The 21,066-nt window shown below is 33.6% G+C and carries 14 protein-coding genes and 1 tRNA gene; 7 read left to right on the top strand and 8 right to left on the bottom strand.

Going from position 1 to position 21,066, the window contains the following annotated elements; genetic code table 11:
- Window positions 1-118: 118 nt before the first annotated feature.
- On the top strand, window positions 119-2,950 hold the full coding sequence (locus QYS47_RS11345) for a M16 family metallopeptidase (protein WP_322346187.1): 2,832 nt from the start codon (window positions 119-121) through the stop codon (window positions 2,948-2,950).
- Between the two features lie 80 nt (window positions 2,951-3,030).
- Here the strand turns inward: QYS47_RS11345 and pth are convergent, their stop codons facing one another.
- From pth to QYS47_RS11305, 8 genes are all read right to left on the bottom strand, one after another.
- The gene (gene pth / locus QYS47_RS11340; protein ID WP_302124723.1) at window positions 3,031-3,591 is read right to left on the bottom strand and encodes an aminoacyl-tRNA hydrolase; all 561 of its coding nucleotides are present in this window, start codon (window positions 3,589-3,591) and stop codon (window positions 3,031-3,033) included.
- 36 nt (window positions 3,592-3,627) lie between these two features.
- The gene (gene rluF / locus QYS47_RS11335) at window positions 3,628-4,371 is read right to left on the bottom strand and encodes a 23S rRNA pseudouridine(2604) synthase RluF (RefSeq protein WP_322346184.1); all 744 of its coding nucleotides are present in this window, start codon (window positions 4,369-4,371) and stop codon (window positions 3,628-3,630) included.
- Window positions 4,372-4,507: 136 nt separating this feature from the next.
- Window positions 4,508-5,131 (bottom strand): 50S ribosomal protein L25/general stress protein Ctc, encoded by a 624-nt coding sequence (locus QYS47_RS11330; protein ID WP_308356531.1) that lies wholly within the window; start codon window positions 5,129-5,131, stop codon window positions 4,508-4,510.
- 33 nt (window positions 5,132-5,164) lie between these two features.
- Window positions 5,165-6,091 (bottom strand): ribose-phosphate pyrophosphokinase, encoded by a 927-nt coding sequence (locus QYS47_RS11325; protein ID WP_308356532.1) that lies wholly within the window; start codon window positions 6,089-6,091, stop codon window positions 5,165-5,167.
- Between the two features lie 62 nt (window positions 6,092-6,153).
- Window positions 6,154-6,226, bottom strand: a tRNA-Gln gene (locus QYS47_RS11320).
- A gap of 76 nt (window positions 6,227-6,302) precedes the next feature.
- Window positions 6,303-6,857, bottom strand: a complete 555-nt coding sequence (locus QYS47_RS11315; protein ID WP_322346180.1) for a DUF4136 domain-containing protein — start codon at window positions 6,855-6,857, stop codon at window positions 6,303-6,305.
- A gap of 65 nt (window positions 6,858-6,922) precedes the next feature.
- Window positions 6,923-10,615, bottom strand: coding sequence for a phosphoribosylformylglycinamidine synthase (gene purL, locus QYS47_RS11310; protein ID WP_322346177.1), 3,693 nt, complete (start codon window positions 10,613-10,615; stop codon window positions 6,923-6,925).
- Between the two features lie 98 nt (window positions 10,616-10,713).
- On the bottom strand, window positions 10,714-11,517 hold the full coding sequence (locus tag QYS47_RS11305) for an alpha/beta fold hydrolase (RefSeq protein WP_322346176.1): 804 nt from the start codon (window positions 11,515-11,517) through the stop codon (window positions 10,714-10,716).
- 220 nt (window positions 11,518-11,737) lie between these two features.
- Between QYS47_RS11305 and QYS47_RS11300 the strand changes: the two genes are divergently transcribed.
- The 6 genes from QYS47_RS11300 to QYS47_RS11275 all read left to right on the top strand — a co-directional run bounded on the left by QYS47_RS11300 (window position 11,738) and on the right by QYS47_RS11275 (window position 21,066).
- Window positions 11,738-12,352 (top strand): TetR/AcrR family transcriptional regulator, encoded by a 615-nt coding sequence (locus QYS47_RS11300; protein ID WP_308356536.1) that lies wholly within the window; start codon window positions 11,738-11,740, stop codon window positions 12,350-12,352.
- Complete coding sequence (locus QYS47_RS11295; RefSeq protein ID WP_322346173.1) at window positions 12,342-13,706, top strand: TolC family protein; 1,365 nt, start codon at window positions 12,342-12,344, stop codon at window positions 13,704-13,706. Before QYS47_RS11300 ends, QYS47_RS11295 begins: the two co-directional genes overlap by 11 nt.
- 10 nt (window positions 13,707-13,716) lie before the next feature.
- The gene (locus tag QYS47_RS11290; RefSeq protein ID WP_322346171.1) at window positions 13,717-14,871 is read left to right on the top strand and encodes an efflux RND transporter periplasmic adaptor subunit; all 1,155 of its coding nucleotides are present in this window, start codon (window positions 13,717-13,719) and stop codon (window positions 14,869-14,871) included.
- A gap of 25 nt (window positions 14,872-14,896) precedes the next feature.
- A complete protein-coding gene (locus QYS47_RS11285) occupies window positions 14,897-18,301 on the top strand; it encodes an efflux RND transporter permease subunit (RefSeq protein ID WP_322346169.1) in 3,405 nt (1,134 codons plus the stop codon).
- Window positions 18,302-18,377: 76 nt separating this feature from the next.
- A complete protein-coding gene (locus QYS47_RS11280; protein ID WP_322346167.1) occupies window positions 18,378-19,634 on the top strand; it encodes a metallophosphoesterase in 1,257 nt (418 codons plus the stop codon).
- 190 nt (window positions 19,635-19,824) lie between these two features.
- Entirely contained in the window at window positions 19,825-21,066 is a 1,242-nt protein-coding gene (locus QYS47_RS11275; RefSeq protein ID WP_322346165.1) for a porin family protein, read from the top strand.

The raw sequence follows: 21,066 nt of genomic DNA, 5'->3' as shown, positions 1-21,066 counted from the left end.
TATTAAGAACGCTTTAAATTATTCATTGTTCCCACACAATAAAATAACTAACCTAGTAGTTGGTCAGTTTAAGAAATTGTAATAATTTGGAACCTATAAACTATTTAAACTTAATATTATGCTCAAATTAAAGACTATAGCAATTGTATTGCTATCTATGTTTATTTATAGTGCATCTTTTGCTCAAAATGCGAAGGAAGCCCTTAGCCAAGACATTCCCTTAGATTCCAAGGTGAAAATAGGTCAGTTAGAAAATGGCCTGACTTATTATATTCGTCAAAATAGCAAGCCTGAAGATAAAGTAGAGTTTAGACTTGTAATTAATGCAGGTTCAATGCAGGAAAATGACAAACAACTAGGTTTGGCCCATTTTACAGAGCACATGGCTTTTAATGGTACAGAAAACTTTAAAAAGAATGAGTTAGTAGATTATCTACAATCAGCCGGGGTTAAATTTGGTGCTGACTTAAATGCATATACCAGTTTTGATGAAACCGTTTACATTCTTCCAATTCCAACAGATGATCCTGAAGTATTGGATAAAGGCTTGACTGTACTCGCAGATTGGGCGGGTGGTTTATTATTTACTGAAGAAGAAATAGACAAAGAAAGAGGTGTTGTTCTTGAAGAATGGAGATTAGGACAAGGTGCAAGCCAAAGAATGCGTGATGAATATTTTCCGATCTTATTCAAAGATTCTCGATATGCTGAAAGATTACCAATTGGTAAAAAGGAAATCTTAGAGAATTTTAAATATGAGACTTTAAGATCTTTTTATGAAGAATGGTACAGACCAAACTTAATGGCAGTGATAGCAGTAGGGGATATTGATCCTGCTGAAATGGAACAAGAAATTAAAGCCAGATTCAGCGATTTAAAAAATCCTAAAAAGCCTAAAGAGAAAAAGTTATATGATGTTCCGTCTCATGAAGACACCTATGTGAGCATAGTTACAGATAAAGAAGCGAATTTTAACCAAATTCAATTATATTATAAGCACGATAAAGAAGAGACAAAATCTTTATTAGATTTAAGAAGAGAATTAGTTTATGACCTTTACAATGGAATGTTAGGTCAAAGACTTGATGAGTTAAGGCAATCTTCAAATCCTCCTTTCCTTTTTGCAAATACTAATTATTCTGGAATGGTAAGAAATAAGAATGCGTATTCATCTTTTGCTATAGTAGGTGAAGGTGGTTTTGAGAGAGGTATTAAGGTGCTTGCTGAAGAAAACAAAAGAATTAAGGAACACGGTTTTACAGCATCTGAATTAGAGCGTTTTAAAAAGACATTTTTAAACAGAGCTGAGAAAAAAGTAGCCGAAATTGATAAAACAGAATCTAGTAGATTTGCTAGTACTTATATTCAACATTTCTTAAATAATACTCCTATTCCAGGAGCAGAATATGAATACGACTTCTATCAGAAATTAATTAATACAGTAAGTTTAGAGGAATTAAATAAGTTAGCTGACGAGTGGGTAACAGATGATAATCTTGTTGTAGTATTAACTGGTGCAGAAAAAGAAGGCGTTGAAATGCCGAGTGAAGAAGATGTATTAAAAATCCTAAGTGAAGTTGAAAATTCTGATATTGAAGCTTACCAAGATTCTGAAGTATCAGAAAGCTTTATGACTGCTAAGCCTAAAGCAGGAAAGGTAGAAAGCACTAAAACATTTGATGAAATTGGAGTAACTGAATTACAATTGAGCAATGGTGTTAAAGTGGTATTAAAACCAACTGATTTTAAAAATGATGAGGTTAAAATGAGAGCCTATAGTTTTGGTGGTCATAGTCAGTATGATATGGAAGATTACTACTCTGCTTCAAATGCTTCTTCTTTGATTTCTGAAGCTGGCGTAGCTGATTTTACCAAAACTGATATTCAGAAAATGCTTTCTGGAAAAACAGTAAGAGTAAGTCCTTACATCTCTTCATTATCAGAAGGGATTAGAGCTGAGGCTAGTCCAAAGGATTTAAATGAAATGTTCCAACTAACACATTTATACTTCACAGCTCCTCGTTTGGATGAAGAAGCTTTTGGCTCTTATGTGAGTAAAAATAAAATGTTATTGGGCAATTTAATGTCTAACCCTCAATTTTATTATAGCGATAAAGTAAGTAAGATACTTGCACAGGATGATCCAAGAGGTGGTGGTTTTCCTACTGCTGAAGATTTAGCTAAAATTGATTTTAAAAGAGCATTTGAAATTTACAAAGAGCGTTTTGCAGATGCCAGTGATTTTACTTTTGTAGTGGTAGGTAATTTTGAAGTTGATAAAATCACGCCTTTATTAGAAACCTATTTAGGAAGTTTACCAACTTTAGAAAGAAAAGATGATTGGGTTGATTTAGGAATAAGACCTCCAAAAGGTATTGTTAAAGAGGAGATCGTAAAAGGTACAGATCAAAAAAGTTTTGCTACTATTTACTATCATGGTGAAACCGAATATAATAAGCAGCAGGCATATTATTTAAATTCATTAGGTGAGTTAGTTACAAATGAATTGATTGATATATTAAGAGAAGAGAAGAGTGGTGTATATGGAGTAGGAGCCTCAGCCAATATGCAAAGGCTTCCAGAAAATCGTTATTCATTTAGAATAGCATTCCCTTGTGGACCTGAAAATGTTGATGACTTGGTAAGTACTACCCATGAAATATTGAAAGATATTAAAGAAAATGGGGTAGAAGAGGAAGATTTAGCCAAAGTAAAAGAGGCTCAATTAAAAGGATTAAAAGAGAACCTAAAGAAGAATGATTATTGGTTAAATCGATTATTTGATTTCTACTACTATGGTGATGATTTGAATAACTTTATAGTATCTGAAGATAAGATCAATAGTTTAAGTGCTGAAGATCTTAAAAAGGCTGCTAATGAGTATTTGAATGAAGATCAATTTGTAGAAGCAATTCTATTACCAGAAGCTCAAGCGAGTTCTGCTGAATAATTGTAAGAATAGAATTAAATGTATAAGGCTGTTTTAAATCAATTGAAACAGCCTTTTTTATTTTGAATAAAGAATATAGTTTAATCGTTATATTCACTCATGGTCCTGTTGATACCTATAGTGGAAAAACCATAAACCATATCACAAGCTTTATCCATTATAAATGGTAGTTCATCAAATTCCTGCTGAGTAAAAGGACTCAATACGTAGTCAACTTGTTGTCCTTTGTGAAAGTTATCACCCACCCCGAATTTTAGTCGCGCATAATTTTGACCACCTGTTAACTGCTCAATATTTTTTAATCCATTATGCCCAGCTGAAGATCCTTTAGCTCTTAGTCTTAGTTTTCCAAATGGCAAGGCAATGTCATCAGTGATTACCAAAATATTTTCCTTAGGGATTTTTAATTCTTGCATCCAGTAATTAACCGCTTTACCTGATAAATTCATATAGGTAGTTGGCTTAATGAGATGGATTTGTCTGCCTTTATATTTTATTTCAGATTTCATAGCCAATTTGAGTGTCTCAAATTTAGCGTCATGTTTATCTGCTAATCTATCTAGAGTTAAAAAGCCAATATTATGGCGAGTTAACTCATATTCTGCTCCTATATTTCCTAAACCAATAATTAGGTATTTCATACTGGTATATCTTATATTCTATTAATTATTTATGTTCTAGCCTTTTGAATTGCTATCAAAAGTTTTGTGTGAAGTTTTCACCAATTCATTAATGTTTTTTAGTTCATCAGTGGTTAAATGTCTCCATTTTCCTATTGGTAAATCTAATTTAACATTCATTATTCTCACCCTTTTCAAACTTGCAACTTTATATCCAAAGTGTTCACACATTCTTCTAATCTGTCGATTTAAGCCTTGAGTAAGTATAATTTTGAAACTATGAGTTCCTAATTGTTCAATATAACATTCCTTTGTAATCGTACCCAAAATCGGAACTCCGCTTCCCATTTCTTTAATAAAATTGCCTTTAATTGGTTTGTTAAGCCTAACAATATATTCCTTTTCATGATTGTTTCTAGCTCGTAGAATCTTATTTACGATATCCCCATCATTGGTTAATAATATCAAACCCTCACTGTATTTATCTAGTCTGCCAATTGGAAATATGCGTTCTGGATAATTGATAAAGTCAATGATATTATCTTTTTCTCGTCTGGTATCCGTAGTACATACTATACCTCTTGGTTTATTAAAGGCTAAATAAACTAAATTATTATTTGAATTTTTTATAAGTTCGCCTTTTACCCTCACCTCATCAGTAGGTTTTACTTTAGTTCCCATTTCAGGCTGTTTACCATTTATGGTAATCACACCCTCTTCAAGAAGTTTATCAGCTTCTCTTCTTGAACAAAAGCCAGCTTCACTTAAAAATTTATTTATTCTTACTTCTTTATTATCCAAAGTTTAAACGTTTTGGAATTGATGAAATGTATTACACAAAGTTATCAAAATAGGAGAGGATAAGCTGTTATATTAAAACAAAAAATCCTGTCCATAAAAATGAACAGGATTTAAATATTTTGATAATTCGAATGAATTAATTTTCTGATCCTTCTGCTGCTGCTTCTTCTCCTTCTTCCTCTTCTCCTTCTGCATCTTCTGTAGCTTTACCTCTAAGTGCTCTTGGAATTTCAACTACTGCGATAGATGCTTGCGGTGTATCTAAGATTTCACAATTCTCAACAGATACGGATTCAACCTTGATTGATTTACCGAAATCTAATGCGCTAATATCTAAGTTGATGTGCTCAGGCATATCTTTCGGTAAAGCTTTTACTAAAAGATTTCTTCTTTTGTGAATTAAAGTACCCCCTTTAGTCACACCAGGTGCAGTACCTTCTAAGTGAACAGGGATATTCATTTTGATAGTCTTTCCTTTATGTAATTGTAAGAAATCAGCATGCATGATGATTTCACTTACTGGGTGGAAAGTAACATCTTGTAAAATTGCTTGGTACTCTTCGCCTTCTATGTTTAAGTTAACGAAATGTGCTTCAGCAGTGAATACTAATGGGCGAAAAAGAATCATTGGCGCATAAAAGTGAATCTGCTCGTCACCACCGTATAATACGGCAGGAACCATAGCTTCTGCTCTTAATTTTTTCGCCTCTTTTTTGCCAAGATTTGCTCTTTTATACCCTATAATCTCAACAGTTTTCATAATTATTATTTGTTAAAAGTGAATATTTACGTATTAAATGAATAATGAACTTATAGATTCATTATCGTGAATTTTTCTTATTGCTTTAGCAAACATATCCGCCACCGAAAGTACTTTAATCTTATCTGACTTCTGTTTTAAAGGAAGTGTGTCGGTAGTTATTAATTCATCTAAAGTTGAATTAGCAATATTTTCATATGCATTACCAGATAAAACAGGATGAGTAATGATTGCTCTTACTGATTTAGCTCCTTTATCTTTTAACATATCTGCAGCTTTGCATAAAGTTCCTGCAGTATCTACTAAATCATCAAAAATGATAACGTCTTTGTCCTGAACATCTCCAATAACCTGCATAGCATGAACCTCATTAGCTTTCTTTCTTTGCTTATCACATATTACCATGTCAAGTTGGAAATGCTTAGCATATCTTCTAGCTCTTGCTGATCCTCCAACATCTGGTGAAGCGAAAATAGTATCAGGTGTAATACTTTCTTGAAGATAAGGAACAAATATAGCTGAAGCATCCATGTGATCTACAGGTATGTTAAAGAACCCCTGTATTTGTCCAGCATGTAAATCGCAAGTTAAAATTCTATCAGCACCTGCTGCCTCAAAAATGTTAGCTAGCATTTTTGCTCCAATTGCCACTCTTGGCTTGTCTTTTCTATCTTGACGAGCATAGCCAAAATATGGAACAACTAAATTCACTTTGTAAGCACTTGCTCTTTTTGCTGCATCAATCATTAACAGTAATTCCATGATGTTGTCAGCAGGAGGGAAGGTAGATTGAATTAGAAATACATGGTGGCCTCTGATCGACTCAGTGAAATAAGGTGAAAGTTCACCATCACTAAATTTTTGAAGTTCAACATCTCCTAAAGGTTTTCCATAGCTAGCTGCTATTCTTTCGGATAAGTATTTTGTGGCTGAACCGGAGAAAAGTTTTACAGAGGACATCTTTTTATTTTTTGCGCTTAAAATAAAATATCCCGTCCTAATCAGTTATGGACGGGATTTTGTTGCCCGACTAGGGCTCGAACCTAGACTCTTTTGGACCAAAACCAAACGTGTTGCCAGTTACACCATCGGGCAATTTTTTATCCCTCTTGCAAAGGGAGTACAAAGGTAAAAATGGATTTTTTATTTGCAAATAAAGAGGTGAAAAAAATTAATTATTTTTTCGTTGTGGAACATATGAATAATTATTCAATATACTCAATACAGCTACTCTAATCTTACGTGGATCATCAAATATATTCTCTGAGTATAAGTCAGTTGTATATCCCTGCCATATCATTGAATAGTTCTCTGTTTCTGTGAAATTAATCACCAAAGTACCCTCGTCAATGTCCAACTTTTTTTTCATATACTTTTCTCTTTCTTTCTGACTATCGCTTCTATACTTGACAAAACTTTCCATTTGGGGTTGTTCATACCCTTTATATTTAAGTGGATCATCGATATAAAAGTAAGTTACATAAAAGCTTGGATTTTCAGGATCATATTTATACCCTAACAGCTCCAAATGGCTTTTAATAGTTGATTTAACTAGTTTTTTTGGAGCATCTGGCATGTAGGTCTCTGATATGAAAAAATCAAATGATTTATAGTCATCAAAATCTCCCAGAAAATTATAATCATACTCAACAGGGTATTCTTTTGATACAAAACACCCATTGATAAACAAGAATAAAAATAGTAGAGGTAAATAGATTTTTTTCATAATATCAATTTAACAATAATATTCCTTTTCTGTTTTTAATTTCCATAAGATTTTGAAATATATCGTTATCGCGACACTTTTTCAACCCATTTTCTTGCATTTACCAAAGCTTCTACCCAAGGAGAGATTTCGTCAGCTTTCCTTTCATTTGGATAATTAGCCCAGTTCCAAGGGAAGATACTTCTCTCCAGATGAGGCATAATAGCCAAATGTCTTCCATCTTTAGAACAGATTGCTGCAGTATTATAGTCTGATCCGTTTGGATTAGCTGGATATTGCTTATAGCTATATTTTGCAGCAATATTGTATTCCTTTTCTTCCAACGGCATTTCAAACTTTCCTTCACCATGCGCTATCCAGATACCTAATTTGCTATTTTCAAGGCTTTTCAGCATTACAGAATTATTTTCTGGAACATCTACATTAACAAATCCGCATTCAAATTTATGAGAGTCGTTATGCCCCATTTTAATTTTTTGCTCATGCTCAGGGTAAATCAAATCTAATGCCACCATAAGTTGACAACCGTTGCATACTCCCATGCTTAAGGTATCCTCTCTTTCATAGAAGTTTTTAAGGGCCTTCTGAGCATTTTCATTGTATTTAAAAGCGCCAGCCCATCCCTTGGCTGAACCTAAAACATCTGAATTGGAGAAGCCACCAGTGAACACTATGAAGTTAACATCTGAAAGATCTTCTTCTCCACTCATAAGATCAGTCATATGAATGTCTTTCACATCAAAACCAGCCATATACATCATGTAAGCCATTTCACGCTCACTATTCACACCTTTTTCTCGGATGATTGCTGCTTTAATTCCACTTTCTGACTTTCTGTTAGGATCTAGTCCTAAAGATTCAAAAGTGCCTTTAAAATGTGGTGGGAATTCGAATTTTAAAGCCTGGTTTTTATAATTATCAAATCTAGCTTTTGCTAAATACTTTGGAGTTTGTTTTTCTTCTAATAGGAAAGAAGTTTCATACCATTCATCTCTAAGATCATAAACACCTAAATTCAGTTCACCTGAATCATGTGTTATTTTAAGTTTACCGGAATTGTTAACACTTCCTAAATTTACAATATCAATTCCAGCAGATTTAAGTTCTTCAATAAGGTTAACATCTTTTAATTGTAAAATGACACCTGCTTGTTCACTGAAGAGTATTTTTGTAATGTCTTTTTCTGAAAAGTCTTTTAAATTTATTGAAGCGCCAAGATTATTATGAGGAAATAATGTTTCTAATAAGGAAGTGATTAATCCTCCAGATCCAACGTCATGACCAGCCAATACCTTATCATCAAGAATTAATTCTTGAACTTTTTCAAAGGCATTTTTAAAGTGATCAACAGACTTAATATTTACTGTTTTTTCGCCTAATGAAGTTCTAGTTTGAGAAAAAGCTGACCCACCAATTTCGAAATCGCCTTTACCCATATTGATGTAAGCAAGATAAGTATCTTCATCAGGTACTAAGGCTGTTTCAACTGTTTTACGAATGTCAGAAACTTCTCCTGCTGCAGATATAATTACAGTTCCTGGTGCATATACTTTTTCTCCAGAAGGATATTTTTGCACCATTGATAATGAATCCTTTCCTGTAGGGATATTGATGCCTAATTGAATAGCAAAATCGCTAATAGCTTCAACTGCTTCGTACAGTCGTGCATTTTCACCTTCATTTTTTGCAGGCCACATCCAGTTTGCACTTAGCGAAATTCCTTTTAAGCCATCCTGAATAGGGGCAAAGATGATATTCGTTAAGGACTCAGCGATTGCTAATTCAGAACCTGCTTTTGGATCAATTAATGCACTTACAGGCGCATGTCCAATAGAGGTAGCAATTCCCTTTTTACCATTATAATCTAAAGCCATAACAGCCACATTATTAAGTGGTAATTGGATAGGTCCCGTTGTTTGTTGCTTGGCTACTTTACCGGTTACACATCTATCTACTTTGTTCGTTAACCAATCTTTACAAGCAACGGATTCTAATTTTAGTACCTCCTTAATGTACCTCTCAATATCTTTTGAATCATACTGAAGAGAAGTGAAATGAGTTTGATGTTTTTCATCCGCTAAAACTGTTTTAGGAGCACTGCCAAACATAGAGGCTAATGGCCAATCTACAGGGTTTTTACCAGTTTCTTTATCTACAAAACTAAAGTGATGATCGCCAGTAATTTCTCCTACTATATAAAAAGGAGCTCTTTCACGCTCAGATACTTTCTGTAATTTAGCGATATCCTCTTCTTTGATAACAAGTCCCATTCTCTCTTGAGACTCATTTCCAATTAATTCTTTAGCGGATAAGGTGCTGTCACCAACTGGAAGTTTTTTAAGATCGATTTCACCACCTGTTTCTTCTACTAATTCGGATAAACAATTTAAATGCCCACCAGCCCCATGGTCATGTATTGAAATGATAGGATTTTCTGAAGATTCAGCCATAGCTCGAATAGCATTAGCTACTCTTTTTTGCATTTCAGGATTGGCACGCTGTACTGCATTCAGCTCTATTTGGTTGTCAAATGAACCAGTATCAACAGAAGAGACTGCACTTCCGCCCATTCCGATACGGTAATTATCGCCACCCATCACTACAATCTTATCACCTTTTTTAGGAGTGTCTTTTTTGCTTTGCTCTTTTACACCATAACCAATACCACCCGCTTGCATAATAACTTTATCATAACCATACTTTTTACCTGCATGCTCATGTTCAAATGTTAAAACCGATCCTGAGATGAGTGGTTGTCCAAATTTATTTCCAAAATCTGAAGCTCCATTTGATGCTTTTATTAAAATATCAACTGGACTTTGGTATAACCATGGTCTTTCTTCCATTTGATTTTCCCATGGCCTGTTATTTTTCAAGCGAGAATAAGAAGTCATGTAAACAGCTGTACCAGCTAATGGTATCCCTGCTTTTCCGCCAGCCATTCTATCTCTAATTTCACCACCCGAACCTGTTGCAGCACCATAAAACGGCTCCACTGTAGTAGGGAAGTTGTGCGTTTCAGCTTTTAATGAAATAACTGAGTTAAATTTTTTCTTTTTGAAATAATCAGCTTTCTCAGGATTTGATGTCGCAAATTGTTCTACTTCTGGCCCTTCTATATAGGCTACATTATCTTTATAGGCGGAAACAATTCTATTAGGATTTTCTTTAGAGGTTCTTTTAATCAATTGAAATAGAGTAGATGGCATTTCTTTTCCATCAATCACAAAAGTTCCATTGAATATTTTATGTCTACAGTGCTCTGAATTCACCTGTGAAAACCCAAATACTTCACTGTCAGTTAATTTTCGACCAAGGTCTTTACTAACCTTCTCTAAGTATTTAATTTCCTCTTCACTTAATGCTAAACCTTCTTTCTCATTGTATGCAGCAATATCTTCTATATAATCAATAGGGTCTGGTTGCTTGTGAATTGTAAAAATATCTTCATTTAAGCCCTTATATTTTGCTTGAAGCATGGGGTCAATTTTTTCATTAAGCTCACTTATAGGTTCAAAAACTTCCATTCGGAAAATGCCTTTAATCCCCATGGTTTGAGTAATTTCAACAGCATTAGTACTCCATGGGCTTACCATTTCCTTTCTTGGACCAACATAAACATCGTCTAATTCGGAAGCAGAAATAATTTTTTCTGCATCTAATAACCAAAGGAGTTTTTCAATTTCAGTTTCAGTGAAGAATTCTTGATGACCTAATGCGTAAATGAGGTGGTTTTTACCTTGAAAAAAGCTTAGCATAATTAATTTTATGAAGATGGAAATTTTAAAGTGGCAAAGTTAGAAATTATCCAATATTTAGGATAATGATTATTTAAATAAGTTACCGGAATTATGACTTATTGATTTGATGCTAAATGTTCTGCTGAATCCTTGATAAGGGTATTATGACCTGCTTCTAATATGAAATGTTCATATTCTTTTACATACTGCAGTAAATCCATCATGTTTTTAGCAGTTATTATTTTGTCATACTTCCCTGTAAACATCAGTAATTTAATATTATTTGTGTTGATGAGATGTGCTATTAATTTTAAATCAAATTTTAAATGTCTGAATACTACCCACGTCAGATATACTCTTCTTCTTTTCTCACGAGTATTCATTTGACTGTTTGCAAATTTTAATATGCTTTTGTCAACCAAGCCCATTTTTTTAGTGAATTTCAACACATCATAGAAGTATTTTGGCTTTACTATCATTGCTCTGAAGAATCTTCTAAAGGAATTAGGATAAGTAGCCAAACTGTACCAAAATTGAGTTTTAATTCCATCAGGCGCTATCAGAAATAGCTCTTTTACTCTTCTAGGAAATAGTTCAAGACTTGCTAAAGCAAATTTGCCACCCATGCTATATCCTGCTAATGCAAAATCCTGTATTTCATGTTTTTCTAGAAATATCTTTAAAATGTGTTCCCAGTCTTCCTTTTCAAGTGCTTTATTTCTGTCCTTCCATATGCTGTTTCCATGATAGAAAATATCAAAGGAAAATACTGTGTATTGGTTTCCGTGAAGTTTCCAATAAGCTTCGTAGACTTCTTTGGACTGACCAAAGCCATGAAAGGCTAACAGGGGAATTTTTCCAGTTCCTTGAATGGAGTAGTGTAAAATATTTCCACCAAATATTATATGGTTTTTGTTCATTTAGTTGAAATTATGATCAAAATAACTGAGAGTTAGCCAAATTAAAAAACATATTCTGAATTTAATCAAAATTAAGCTAACTCGTTGATTATCATAGTTTAAAAAATAATTTTCAATATTTATAAAATTATGCAAACAAAAGCTACCTTTGCCCGTTGGAAACCCAGGAAACTTTAAAACTAATTAGGGTTTCCATAGTTTTCAACCGCAAGATAATAATTTGAGTACAGAGAAAAACATATTAGAGGGGGCAAAAAACTTGTTCATGCAGTTTGGCTTAAAATCTATAACTATGGATGATATAGCTAAAAAAGTTGGTGTGAGTAAGAAAACTATCTATCAATTCTTCAATGATAAAAATAGTATTGTTTTTAAATCGGTTCATAAGCACTTTTCAGAGCATAGAATAGAAATTGAAGAGGTTTTAAATAATAGTAAAGATCCAATAGAGACTATTTATAGAATTTCAAAGCATATGCAAATGCAAGTTGAAGCAATCAATCCCACAGTGTTTTATGATTTGCAAAGATACTTTCCAAAAGCCTATAAGCGCTTTTTAGAGTTTAAAAATACTTTCATGAAAGAAAGCTTACAGCAAATTTTAGATGATGGGATAAATGCGGGTTATTTCAGAAAAGAATTGGATACTGAAATTTTAGTAATTCAAAGAATTGAACAAGTTCAAATGGCTTTTGATAATGATATTTATCCAAGGGATCGATTTGATTTCAAAAAGGTTCATGAGCAGCTGTTTGATCATTTTATCCATGGAATTTTAACAATAAAAGGAAAAGAGAAATATAATCAATATTTAAATGAAGAGCATGAAGCTTAGAAAAATTAGTATTTTAGGTTTGATGGCCATTTTACTTCCAGTTGGTTTAATGGGCCAGGAGAATAACACTCAGCAATCGATGAGTTTAGAGGAGTGTGTGAATTACGCTTTGGAAAATAATCGTAATTTAAAAACTACCAGAATGGAAGAGGCTATTGCTGAAACGCAAGTAGGAGAGACTAGGTCAATGGGCTTGCCCCAAGTCAGTTTTAGCACATCAGCAAATTATAATTATGAAATAAGAAAAGCATTCTTGCCCACTTCCTTCATAACTGGAGACCCAACTTCAGAAGGTTTTACTCCTGTTCAGTTTAGTCCTGAATATGATGGCAATGCAGCTCTTTCTGTAAACCAATTATTATTCGATGGTTCCTATTTTGTAGGCTTACAAGCTGCTAAAACACTTAGAGAATTAAGGCAAAAAGAATCTAATCAATCTGAAATTGAAACAGTAGAGGCTATCACTAAAGCATATTACTTAGCCTTAATTACAGAAGAAAGATTACAGTTGTTGGATGCAAATCAAAGCCAATTAGAAAGGGTGTTGGAAGAAACTAAAGCTTTGTATGAAAATGGATTTGTTGAGAAAATAGACGTTGACAGAATTAGTGTTAACTATAACAATTTACAAACTGAAAATACTAAAGCTCAAAGAAGTTATAAGTTATCAATGGATATGTTAAAGTTTCAAATGGGCATGCCATTAAACACTGACCTGAGCTTATCTGGAAAAATCGAAGATTTAACGCTTGAAGCTGAAGAGTATTTAGCTAAAACGGAAGAGTTTGATTATAGAGAAAGAACAGAATTTTCAATTATTCAAACGAATCAAAACTTAGCTTCACTTGATTTAAAAAATAATAAAGCAACTCACCTTCCTAAACTGTATGCCAATTTCAATTATGGTTGGAACTCTGGTGTCAATAGTTCCGAAGATTTATTTGACTTCAGCAACAACTGGTTAAGTTTTGGAGCTGTAGGAGTAAGTTTGCAGTGGGATTTATTTAGAGGACTCTATAGATCCAGTAAAATGCAAAAAAATAGAATTCAAATTGAGCAATTAGAAATTCAAAAAGAACAATTGAAAAGCTCAATCGACATGGAAATTACTAGAGCCCAAAACGATTTAAAATCAGCAAAAGAAAGCTTAGACGTTCAGAAGCAAAATATGGAACTAGCGGCTTCTGTTTATGAACAAGTTGAAACGAAATATAATAACGGCATGGCAAGTAGTAGAGAATTGTTAGATGCTGAAACTTCAAAAAAAGAAGCAGAAACCAATTATTACGGCTCTTTATATGATGCCATTATTGCAAAAATAGAATTAGAAAAATCTTTAGGGATATTGTATTGATTAGAATAAAATGAGAAGAACTATAAAAATGAGAAATTCAATTTTAATATTAGCCATTGCCGCTTTGCTTGGATCTTGTGGTAAAACAACCGATACCGATAAACTAAAAGCAAAGCTTGAAAGAATAGAGAAAGATATTCAATCAAAAACCATTGAAGCTGCTGAGTTGAAAGAACAGATCAGAGAACTTGATCCTGAATTCTCTAAAGCAAAAGACCAATCCGTTTTAGTAAATGCTGAAGCGATCAATAAATCAGACTTCAGACATAAAATTCAAGTTCAAGGAGAGGTAGCATCAAGAAAAAACATCACTTTGGCTGCAGAAACTATGGGAAGTGTAGAGCAAATTAATGTTACTCCTGGCGATATGGTGAAACGTAATCAGTTGTTAGTTAAAATAGATGCATCTACTACCTTAAATAGAATTCAAGAGTTGAAAACAGCTTTAGATTTAGCCAAAACTATTTTCAACAAGCAAAAGAATTTATGGGAGCAAGAAATTGGTACAGAAGTTCAATATCTGGAAGCTAGAAATAGAAAAGAAACGCTTGAGAGACAGCTAGCAACTGCTCAATCTCAATTGGATATGGCTTATGTAAGAGCTCCATTTAACGGTAGAATAAATGATGTAAATATCAATATTGGTGAATTAGTGCAGCCAGGACTTCCGATTATAAGTATGGTAAGCCAAGAGGAAATGTATTTAAAAGCTGCAGTTTCAGAAGAATATATCAATGATTTCGATAAAGGGGACTCAGTAGAAGTTTACTTGCCTTCTATTAAAAAATCATTTTCAACAGTAGTCAGCTCAGTTAGCTATGTGATAAATCCAGCAAACAGAACTTTCCAATTAGAAGTGAAAGTAAATGAATTCATAGATAGATTAAAACCTAATCAATTTGCTAGACTTACTTTGGTGGATTATGAAAATGAAAGTGCTATTGTGGTACCATCAGATGTAGTTCAGCAAGATAATATCGGAGATTTTGTATTCATCATTGAATCAAAAGATAATCACAAAAAAGCAAAGAAGGTAAGAATTGAAAGAGGTAAAACTTATAACGGAAATACTGAAATTTTAAAAGGTATTAATGAAGGTGATGTAGTTATTACAGACGGATATAGGGAAGCAGTGAATGGCATTGATGTCCGTTTAGCTAAATAATTAAATCACTCGAAAAGATATATTTATGAGCGATAAAGATAAAAAGAAAGTAGAAAAGGAGTTTGGTTTAACCACTCTGTCTGTAAATAACCGAACAACAGTTTATGTACTTGCATTTCTGATAGTAGCTTTAGGAATATTCTCTTATATAAATTTACCTAAAGAAAACTTCCCGGAAATATCACAGCCTACCATATATGTAGGGACACCACATCCTGGTAACTCACCAGCTGATATGGAAAAGCTGATTACAAGACCATTAGAGAAAGAGATTAATACAATATCTTCGGTTGATAATATTAAATCGACTTCAGTTCAGGATTACTCTACTATAATTGTCGAGTTTACAACTGAAACTAATGTAGAGGATGCACTACAAGAGGTAAAAGATGCCGTTGATCAAGCGAAGTCAGAACTTCCATCGGATTTAATGGATGATCCCAATGTATTCGAATTGAATGTATCGGAGTTTCCTATCATGAATATTAACCTTTCCGGAAATTACAGCTTAGAAACTCTTAATTCTTATGCTGAATATTTGGAAGAGGAGATGGAGAAATTCCCTGAAATGTCGAAGGCTGAAATTAGGGGTGTGGATGAAAAAGAAGTAAGAATTTTAGTGGACCCATTAGCCATGGAGGCCAGAAAAATTAGTTTTGCTGACATTGAAAATGCTATTCAAGCTGAGAATATGACCATGTCTGGTGGTAATATTAAAACTGGAAAAGTCAGAAGAACGGTTGCAATTTCAGGAGAATATAAAAATCCTCAACAGCTTGAAAACCTTATTATTAAAAATGAAAATGCTAATATAGTTTATCTAAAAGATATAGCTGAGATTGAATTTGATTATAAGGAAAAACAAAGCTACGCAAGATTAAATAATGAAGCGGTAGTGATGGTTGATGCTGTTAAGAGAAGTGGTGAAAACTTGCTTATTCTTACTGATAAAATCTATGAGGTTGTTGAAAAAGCTAAGAAGGATATTTTTCCAGAAGAATTAGTTGTTACTATTACAAATGATCAATCTCAGCAAACTAGGGATCAGGTAAGCAGCTTGGAGAACAATATTATTTCAGGTGTTATTCTGGTAGTAATAGTATTGTTATTCTTCCTAGGGACAAGGAATGCACTATTTGTAGGTATTGCGATTCCGATGTCTATGTTCATGGCATTTATGATTTTAGGTGCGCTGGGGATAACGATTAACATGATAGTATTATTCTCGCTAATCATGGCTCTGGGAATGTTGGTGGATAATGGAATTGTGGTTGTTGAAAATGTATATCGATTAATGGAGGAAGGTTATAACCCTATCAAAGCCACCAAAATTGGTGTTGGAGAAGTAGCCTTACCGATTATATCTTCAACAGCAACTACTTTAGCTGCTTTCTTACCTTTGGCATTCTGGCCAGGAATCATTGGTGAATTTATGAAATACTTACCAATTACCTTAATTATCACTTTAGGTTCATCTTTATTCGTGGCGCTAGTGATTAACCCTGTTTTCATCGCTTCATTCATGAGAATAGATGACGGTGGTAAGCTTAATTACAAAAGAGTTTGGAGAATAGCTTTAATTTCATTTGCAATTGGAGCAGTTTTTATACTACTAAAAGTATACGCTATAGGTAACTTGGCTATTTTGTTCGGAGCTTTAGGCTTGATTAATACTTACATTTTAACGCCATTATCAAGAAGATTCCAGAAAGGCTTTCTACCAGCTTTAGAATTCCTGTACACAAGAACATTAAAATTTGCCATAAGAGGAAGAAATCCTTATTATTTCTTATTAGGAACTATCGTGGCTTTAGTTGGGTCAGTTATATTGTTAGCGAATTTCACACCTAACATTTTATTTTTTCCAGAAAATGAACCTAAATATGTGAATGTATTCATCGAATTTCCTGTAGGTACAGATGTCGAGTATACTAACGAATTCTCTACCAAAATCGAACAGGAAGTTAAAGAGGTTATTCAGCCTTATACTAACATCGTGGAATCAGTAGTAGCCAATGTTGGAAGAGGTGCAAGTGATCCTGGAGACCCAACTGCCATGGGACAATCGGATACTCCAAATAAAGCTCGAATTACGGTAAACTTTGTAGAATTTAAATATCGCGATGGTGTTTCAACTACAGAAGTAATGAATAAAATACGTGATGCAGTTTCTGATAAATATGCAGGAGTTTCAATCACAGTTGATAAAGATCAGGCAGGTCCGCCTACAGGTAAGCCTCTAAACATAGAGATTTCAGGAGAGAATTATGCAAAATTAGCTGAAATCACAGAGGATTTGACTGTATTCATCAATAATCAAAATATTGGAGGTATTGAAGATCTAAAGAATGATTTAGAGACAGGTAAACCTGAATTAACTGTTAATATTGATAGAGAAAGTGCTAGAAGATTTGGTTTAAGTACTTATACAATTGCAAACGAAATCAGAACCGGCCTTTTTGGTAAGGAAATCTCTAAGTATAAAGAAGGGGAAGATGATTATGAAATCCAATTAAGATACGATGATGAATATCGTTATGATGTGGATGCCATGATCAACAAGAAGATCACTTATAGAGATCAATCTTCTGGTCGAATCAACCAAGTACCAATTAGTGCAGTTGCTGACGTAGAATACACTAGTACATATGGGTCTATCAATCGTAAGGATTTAGATAGGGTAGTGACGGTTTATTCTAACATATTGGATGGATATAATGCTACTAATGTTAATAATCAGCTAAAAGCTGCAATGAAAGATTTTGATGTGCCAGCTGGGTATGAAATCAAGTTTACGGGAGAGCAGCAAGAGCAAGCAGAGGAATTAGAATTCTTAAGTATTGCTTTATTACTAGCCGTATTTTTAATTTTCTTAATCATAGTGGCTCAGTTTAATAAGCTAACGGCTCCTTTTATTATTATGAGTTCTGTTATTTTTAGTACCATAGGGGTGTTCTTAGGCTTAGTAATATTCCAGCTTGATTTCGTGATTGTGATGACTATGATTGGTATTATATCACTAGCTGGTATTGTAGTGAATAATGCCATAGTATTAATTGACTTTATTGAAATAAGTAAGGCAAATCAAAAGCTTAATCTTAAAGAAGATGAAACAATGACTTACCAAATGGTTAAAGATGCCGTTATGTTAGCAGGTAAAACTCGTCTAAGACCAGTATTATTAACGGCAATCACTACTATTTTAGGTCTTATACCGCTAGCCATTGGTTTCAACTTTGATTTCATTCAGTTATTTACGAGCTATAATCCAGATTTCTATTTGGGTGGTGACTCTGTAATGTTCTGGGAGCCAATTTGTTGGACTATTATATTTGGTTTAACATTTGCAACCTTCTTAACATTAGTTATCGTTCCGGTTATGTACCTGATTGCAAATCAGTTAAATGCTAAATTTGGAATAGGTAGGTAAGTTGGAAGATGGGAGTTGGAAGTCAGATATTGCTTACTTCTCCCATCTTCTAACTTCTAACATCAAACGTTTATTCATGTATAAAATCATCCTCATACCATTAGTAGCCTTAGTTTTTATCTTGATCGACCTATACGTCTTTCAAGCCGTAAAAATTGCGGTTCAAAACTTTTCTCCAATAGGGAAGAATATTGCTTTTGGTATTTATTGGGGGTTCACAGCCATTACCTTATCAGGTTTTTTTCTTTATCATTTTACCAATCCTGATTTATTCTCAAGAATAGCACGCCAATTCATGTTGGTGGTCGTTTTTATGAATTATATCTCGAAAACAGTTGCGCTACTCATATTATTGATAGGAGATGTTGTAAGGTTTGGACAATGGAGTTTTTATAAAATTTCGGATTTTATTAATAGTTCCAATGAAAGCGTAGAAGGAGAGAAAATTAGCCGGTCAGAGTTTTTTGCCAAAAGTGCATTGGTTGCAGGTAGTTTACCTTTGGCAGCTATGACATTTGGAATTATTTCGGGTGCACATGACTACCGCATTAGGAGAAAATCTATTGTGATACCTGGTCTGCCAAAAGCCTGGCATGGTGTGAAAGTTGCCCAACTATCTGATATTCATAGTGGAAGTTTTTGGAATAAAATTGCAGTAGAAGGTGGGGTAGATATGCTTTTAGCAGAAAAGCCAGATATTGTATTTTTTACGGGTGACCTAGTCAATAATGAAGCGGATGAAGTAAAAAATTATGTCCCCATCTTTTCTAAATTAAAAGCGGATTTAGGCGTATATTCTACTTTAGGAAATCATGATTATGGGGATTATAAAAGCTGGAGTAGTGAAAGAGCAAAAGCCCAAAACTTAGCTGATCTTAAAGAAGCTCATGGGATAATGGGTTGGGATTTATTAACTAATGAGAATAGAATTTTAAAAGTTGATAAGGAACCACTTGCAATTTTAGGAGTTGAGAATTGGGGAGCAGGAAGATTTGCTAAATACGGTGATATAGCGAAAGCGCATCAAGGTACAGAAGACTTACCCGCAAAAATTCTATTATCCCATGACCCTAGTCATTGGGACGCTCAAATTAGAAAAGACTATTCAGACATTGATTTAATGTTAGCGGGTCATACTCATGGTTTCCAGTTTGGCGTTGAGATTCCTGGTTTTAAATGGAGTCCATCCCAATATGTTTACAAGCAATGGGCGGGATTATACGAGGAAGACAATCAAAAACTATACGTTAATAGAGGCTATGGCTATTTAGGCTACCCTGGAAGAATTGGTATCCCACCAGAGATTACTATTCTAGAGTTGAGAACTTCTTAAGAAAGTCGCAGGCAGATCGTAATTTATATTGTATTAATCTTATAAAAATATAATTATAAGACCAAAATACGCATTGCCCTTAAAATTAATTCTACTACGGTTTTGTTTTTATTTTTTCTATTAATAATCTTACGATCATGTAATGTTTAACTAGAATTTGCAACCAAAATCTTTCATAATCTCCCATCTTTTGTTTTTATCTTTCGGTTTAATCGTTTTGATTCTCCCATCAAAACTTTATGCGCAAGAAAATGAAGACTCAGTTAAATTCATTAACAGAACGAATCAAAGTTTATTAGATCTCAATCAAAAAATTGATTCTACAAAAGATATTTTTTTACAAATATCAGATAATCAATATGTTATTAATAATGTTGATTCAATTGGAAATAAGCTAGCTATTGATTCAATTGAACATTTAACTTCTACTTCAGGTAAATTGTCCCATAGTAAGCCTGTAAAAAGACTTTCACCAATTTTACCTTTTTCCAAATCAGATTATCATCTGGAGCAGGACATTCTACCGGATGATAATCTAAAAGTAGATGTATTAAAAATATCCAGTTTTCCGATGCTTGAGGTTGATTTTGAAGAGCCTATTTCATCAAGATTTAATTCTAAAGCAATAATAAGAAGTAGTTCTAAAGTAAAATCATACCTTAAAAATGCGGTAAGCCAAGATTCAATAAATGCGAAACAAGTTCAACAAAAAGTAGAAGAGTATGCAGTTAATAATATAAAAGAATTGCAAGAACTCAGCCGACTGGAGTCATCGGTAAACGAAGTTAGAACACGAAGTAGTAATTTTAAGTGGGATAAATCAAAAATTTCTTCATCTAAGAATATCACGGAAGCTTTAAGTGGTAATATTGAGTCTGTTCAGGCGGCTATGGGTAAAATGGATCGTCTCAAGACAAAATATAGCAAATTAAATCTCATGCATCCGGACGGACCTGTTATGAAAAAGATTGATGAAAAACCCATCAAACGTTGGCAGTTTAGTTTAAACTTTAGCAGTCAATTCCAAAATGGTTTTTCCCTACAATTAGCTCCAACTCTAGGATATAAGATTTTTGAAAAGTGGATTGGTGGAGTCGGACTAAGTTACCAAAATAAGATTTTCGATATCGATAGTAGCTTTGCAATTTCTCCAAAACATCAATTCTCACATAGGATATTTAATCAATATAATTTTTATAAGAATTTTTTCGTGCATGTTGAGCATGAACTGCCCTATAGGCAAAAGGTGTCTAAAGCAGATGCTTATTGGCATGAATTAGTACCACAGCAGGCGAGAGCCTGGGCTGGTATCGCCATGCAATATGATATTTACAAGTCTATTAAAGGACAAACTCAAATACTTTATAACTTTATCAAACCTGATCAGCTCACAGAATCTAGATGGACAATCAGGGTAAACCTTTTATTTTAA

The sequence above is a fragment of the Marivirga arenosa genome, assembly GCF_030503875.2.
GTDB classification, from domain to species: Bacteria; Bacteroidota; Bacteroidia; order Cytophagales; family Cyclobacteriaceae; genus Marivirga; species Marivirga arenosa.
This window is presented reverse-complemented; position numbering and strand designations above follow the sequence as displayed.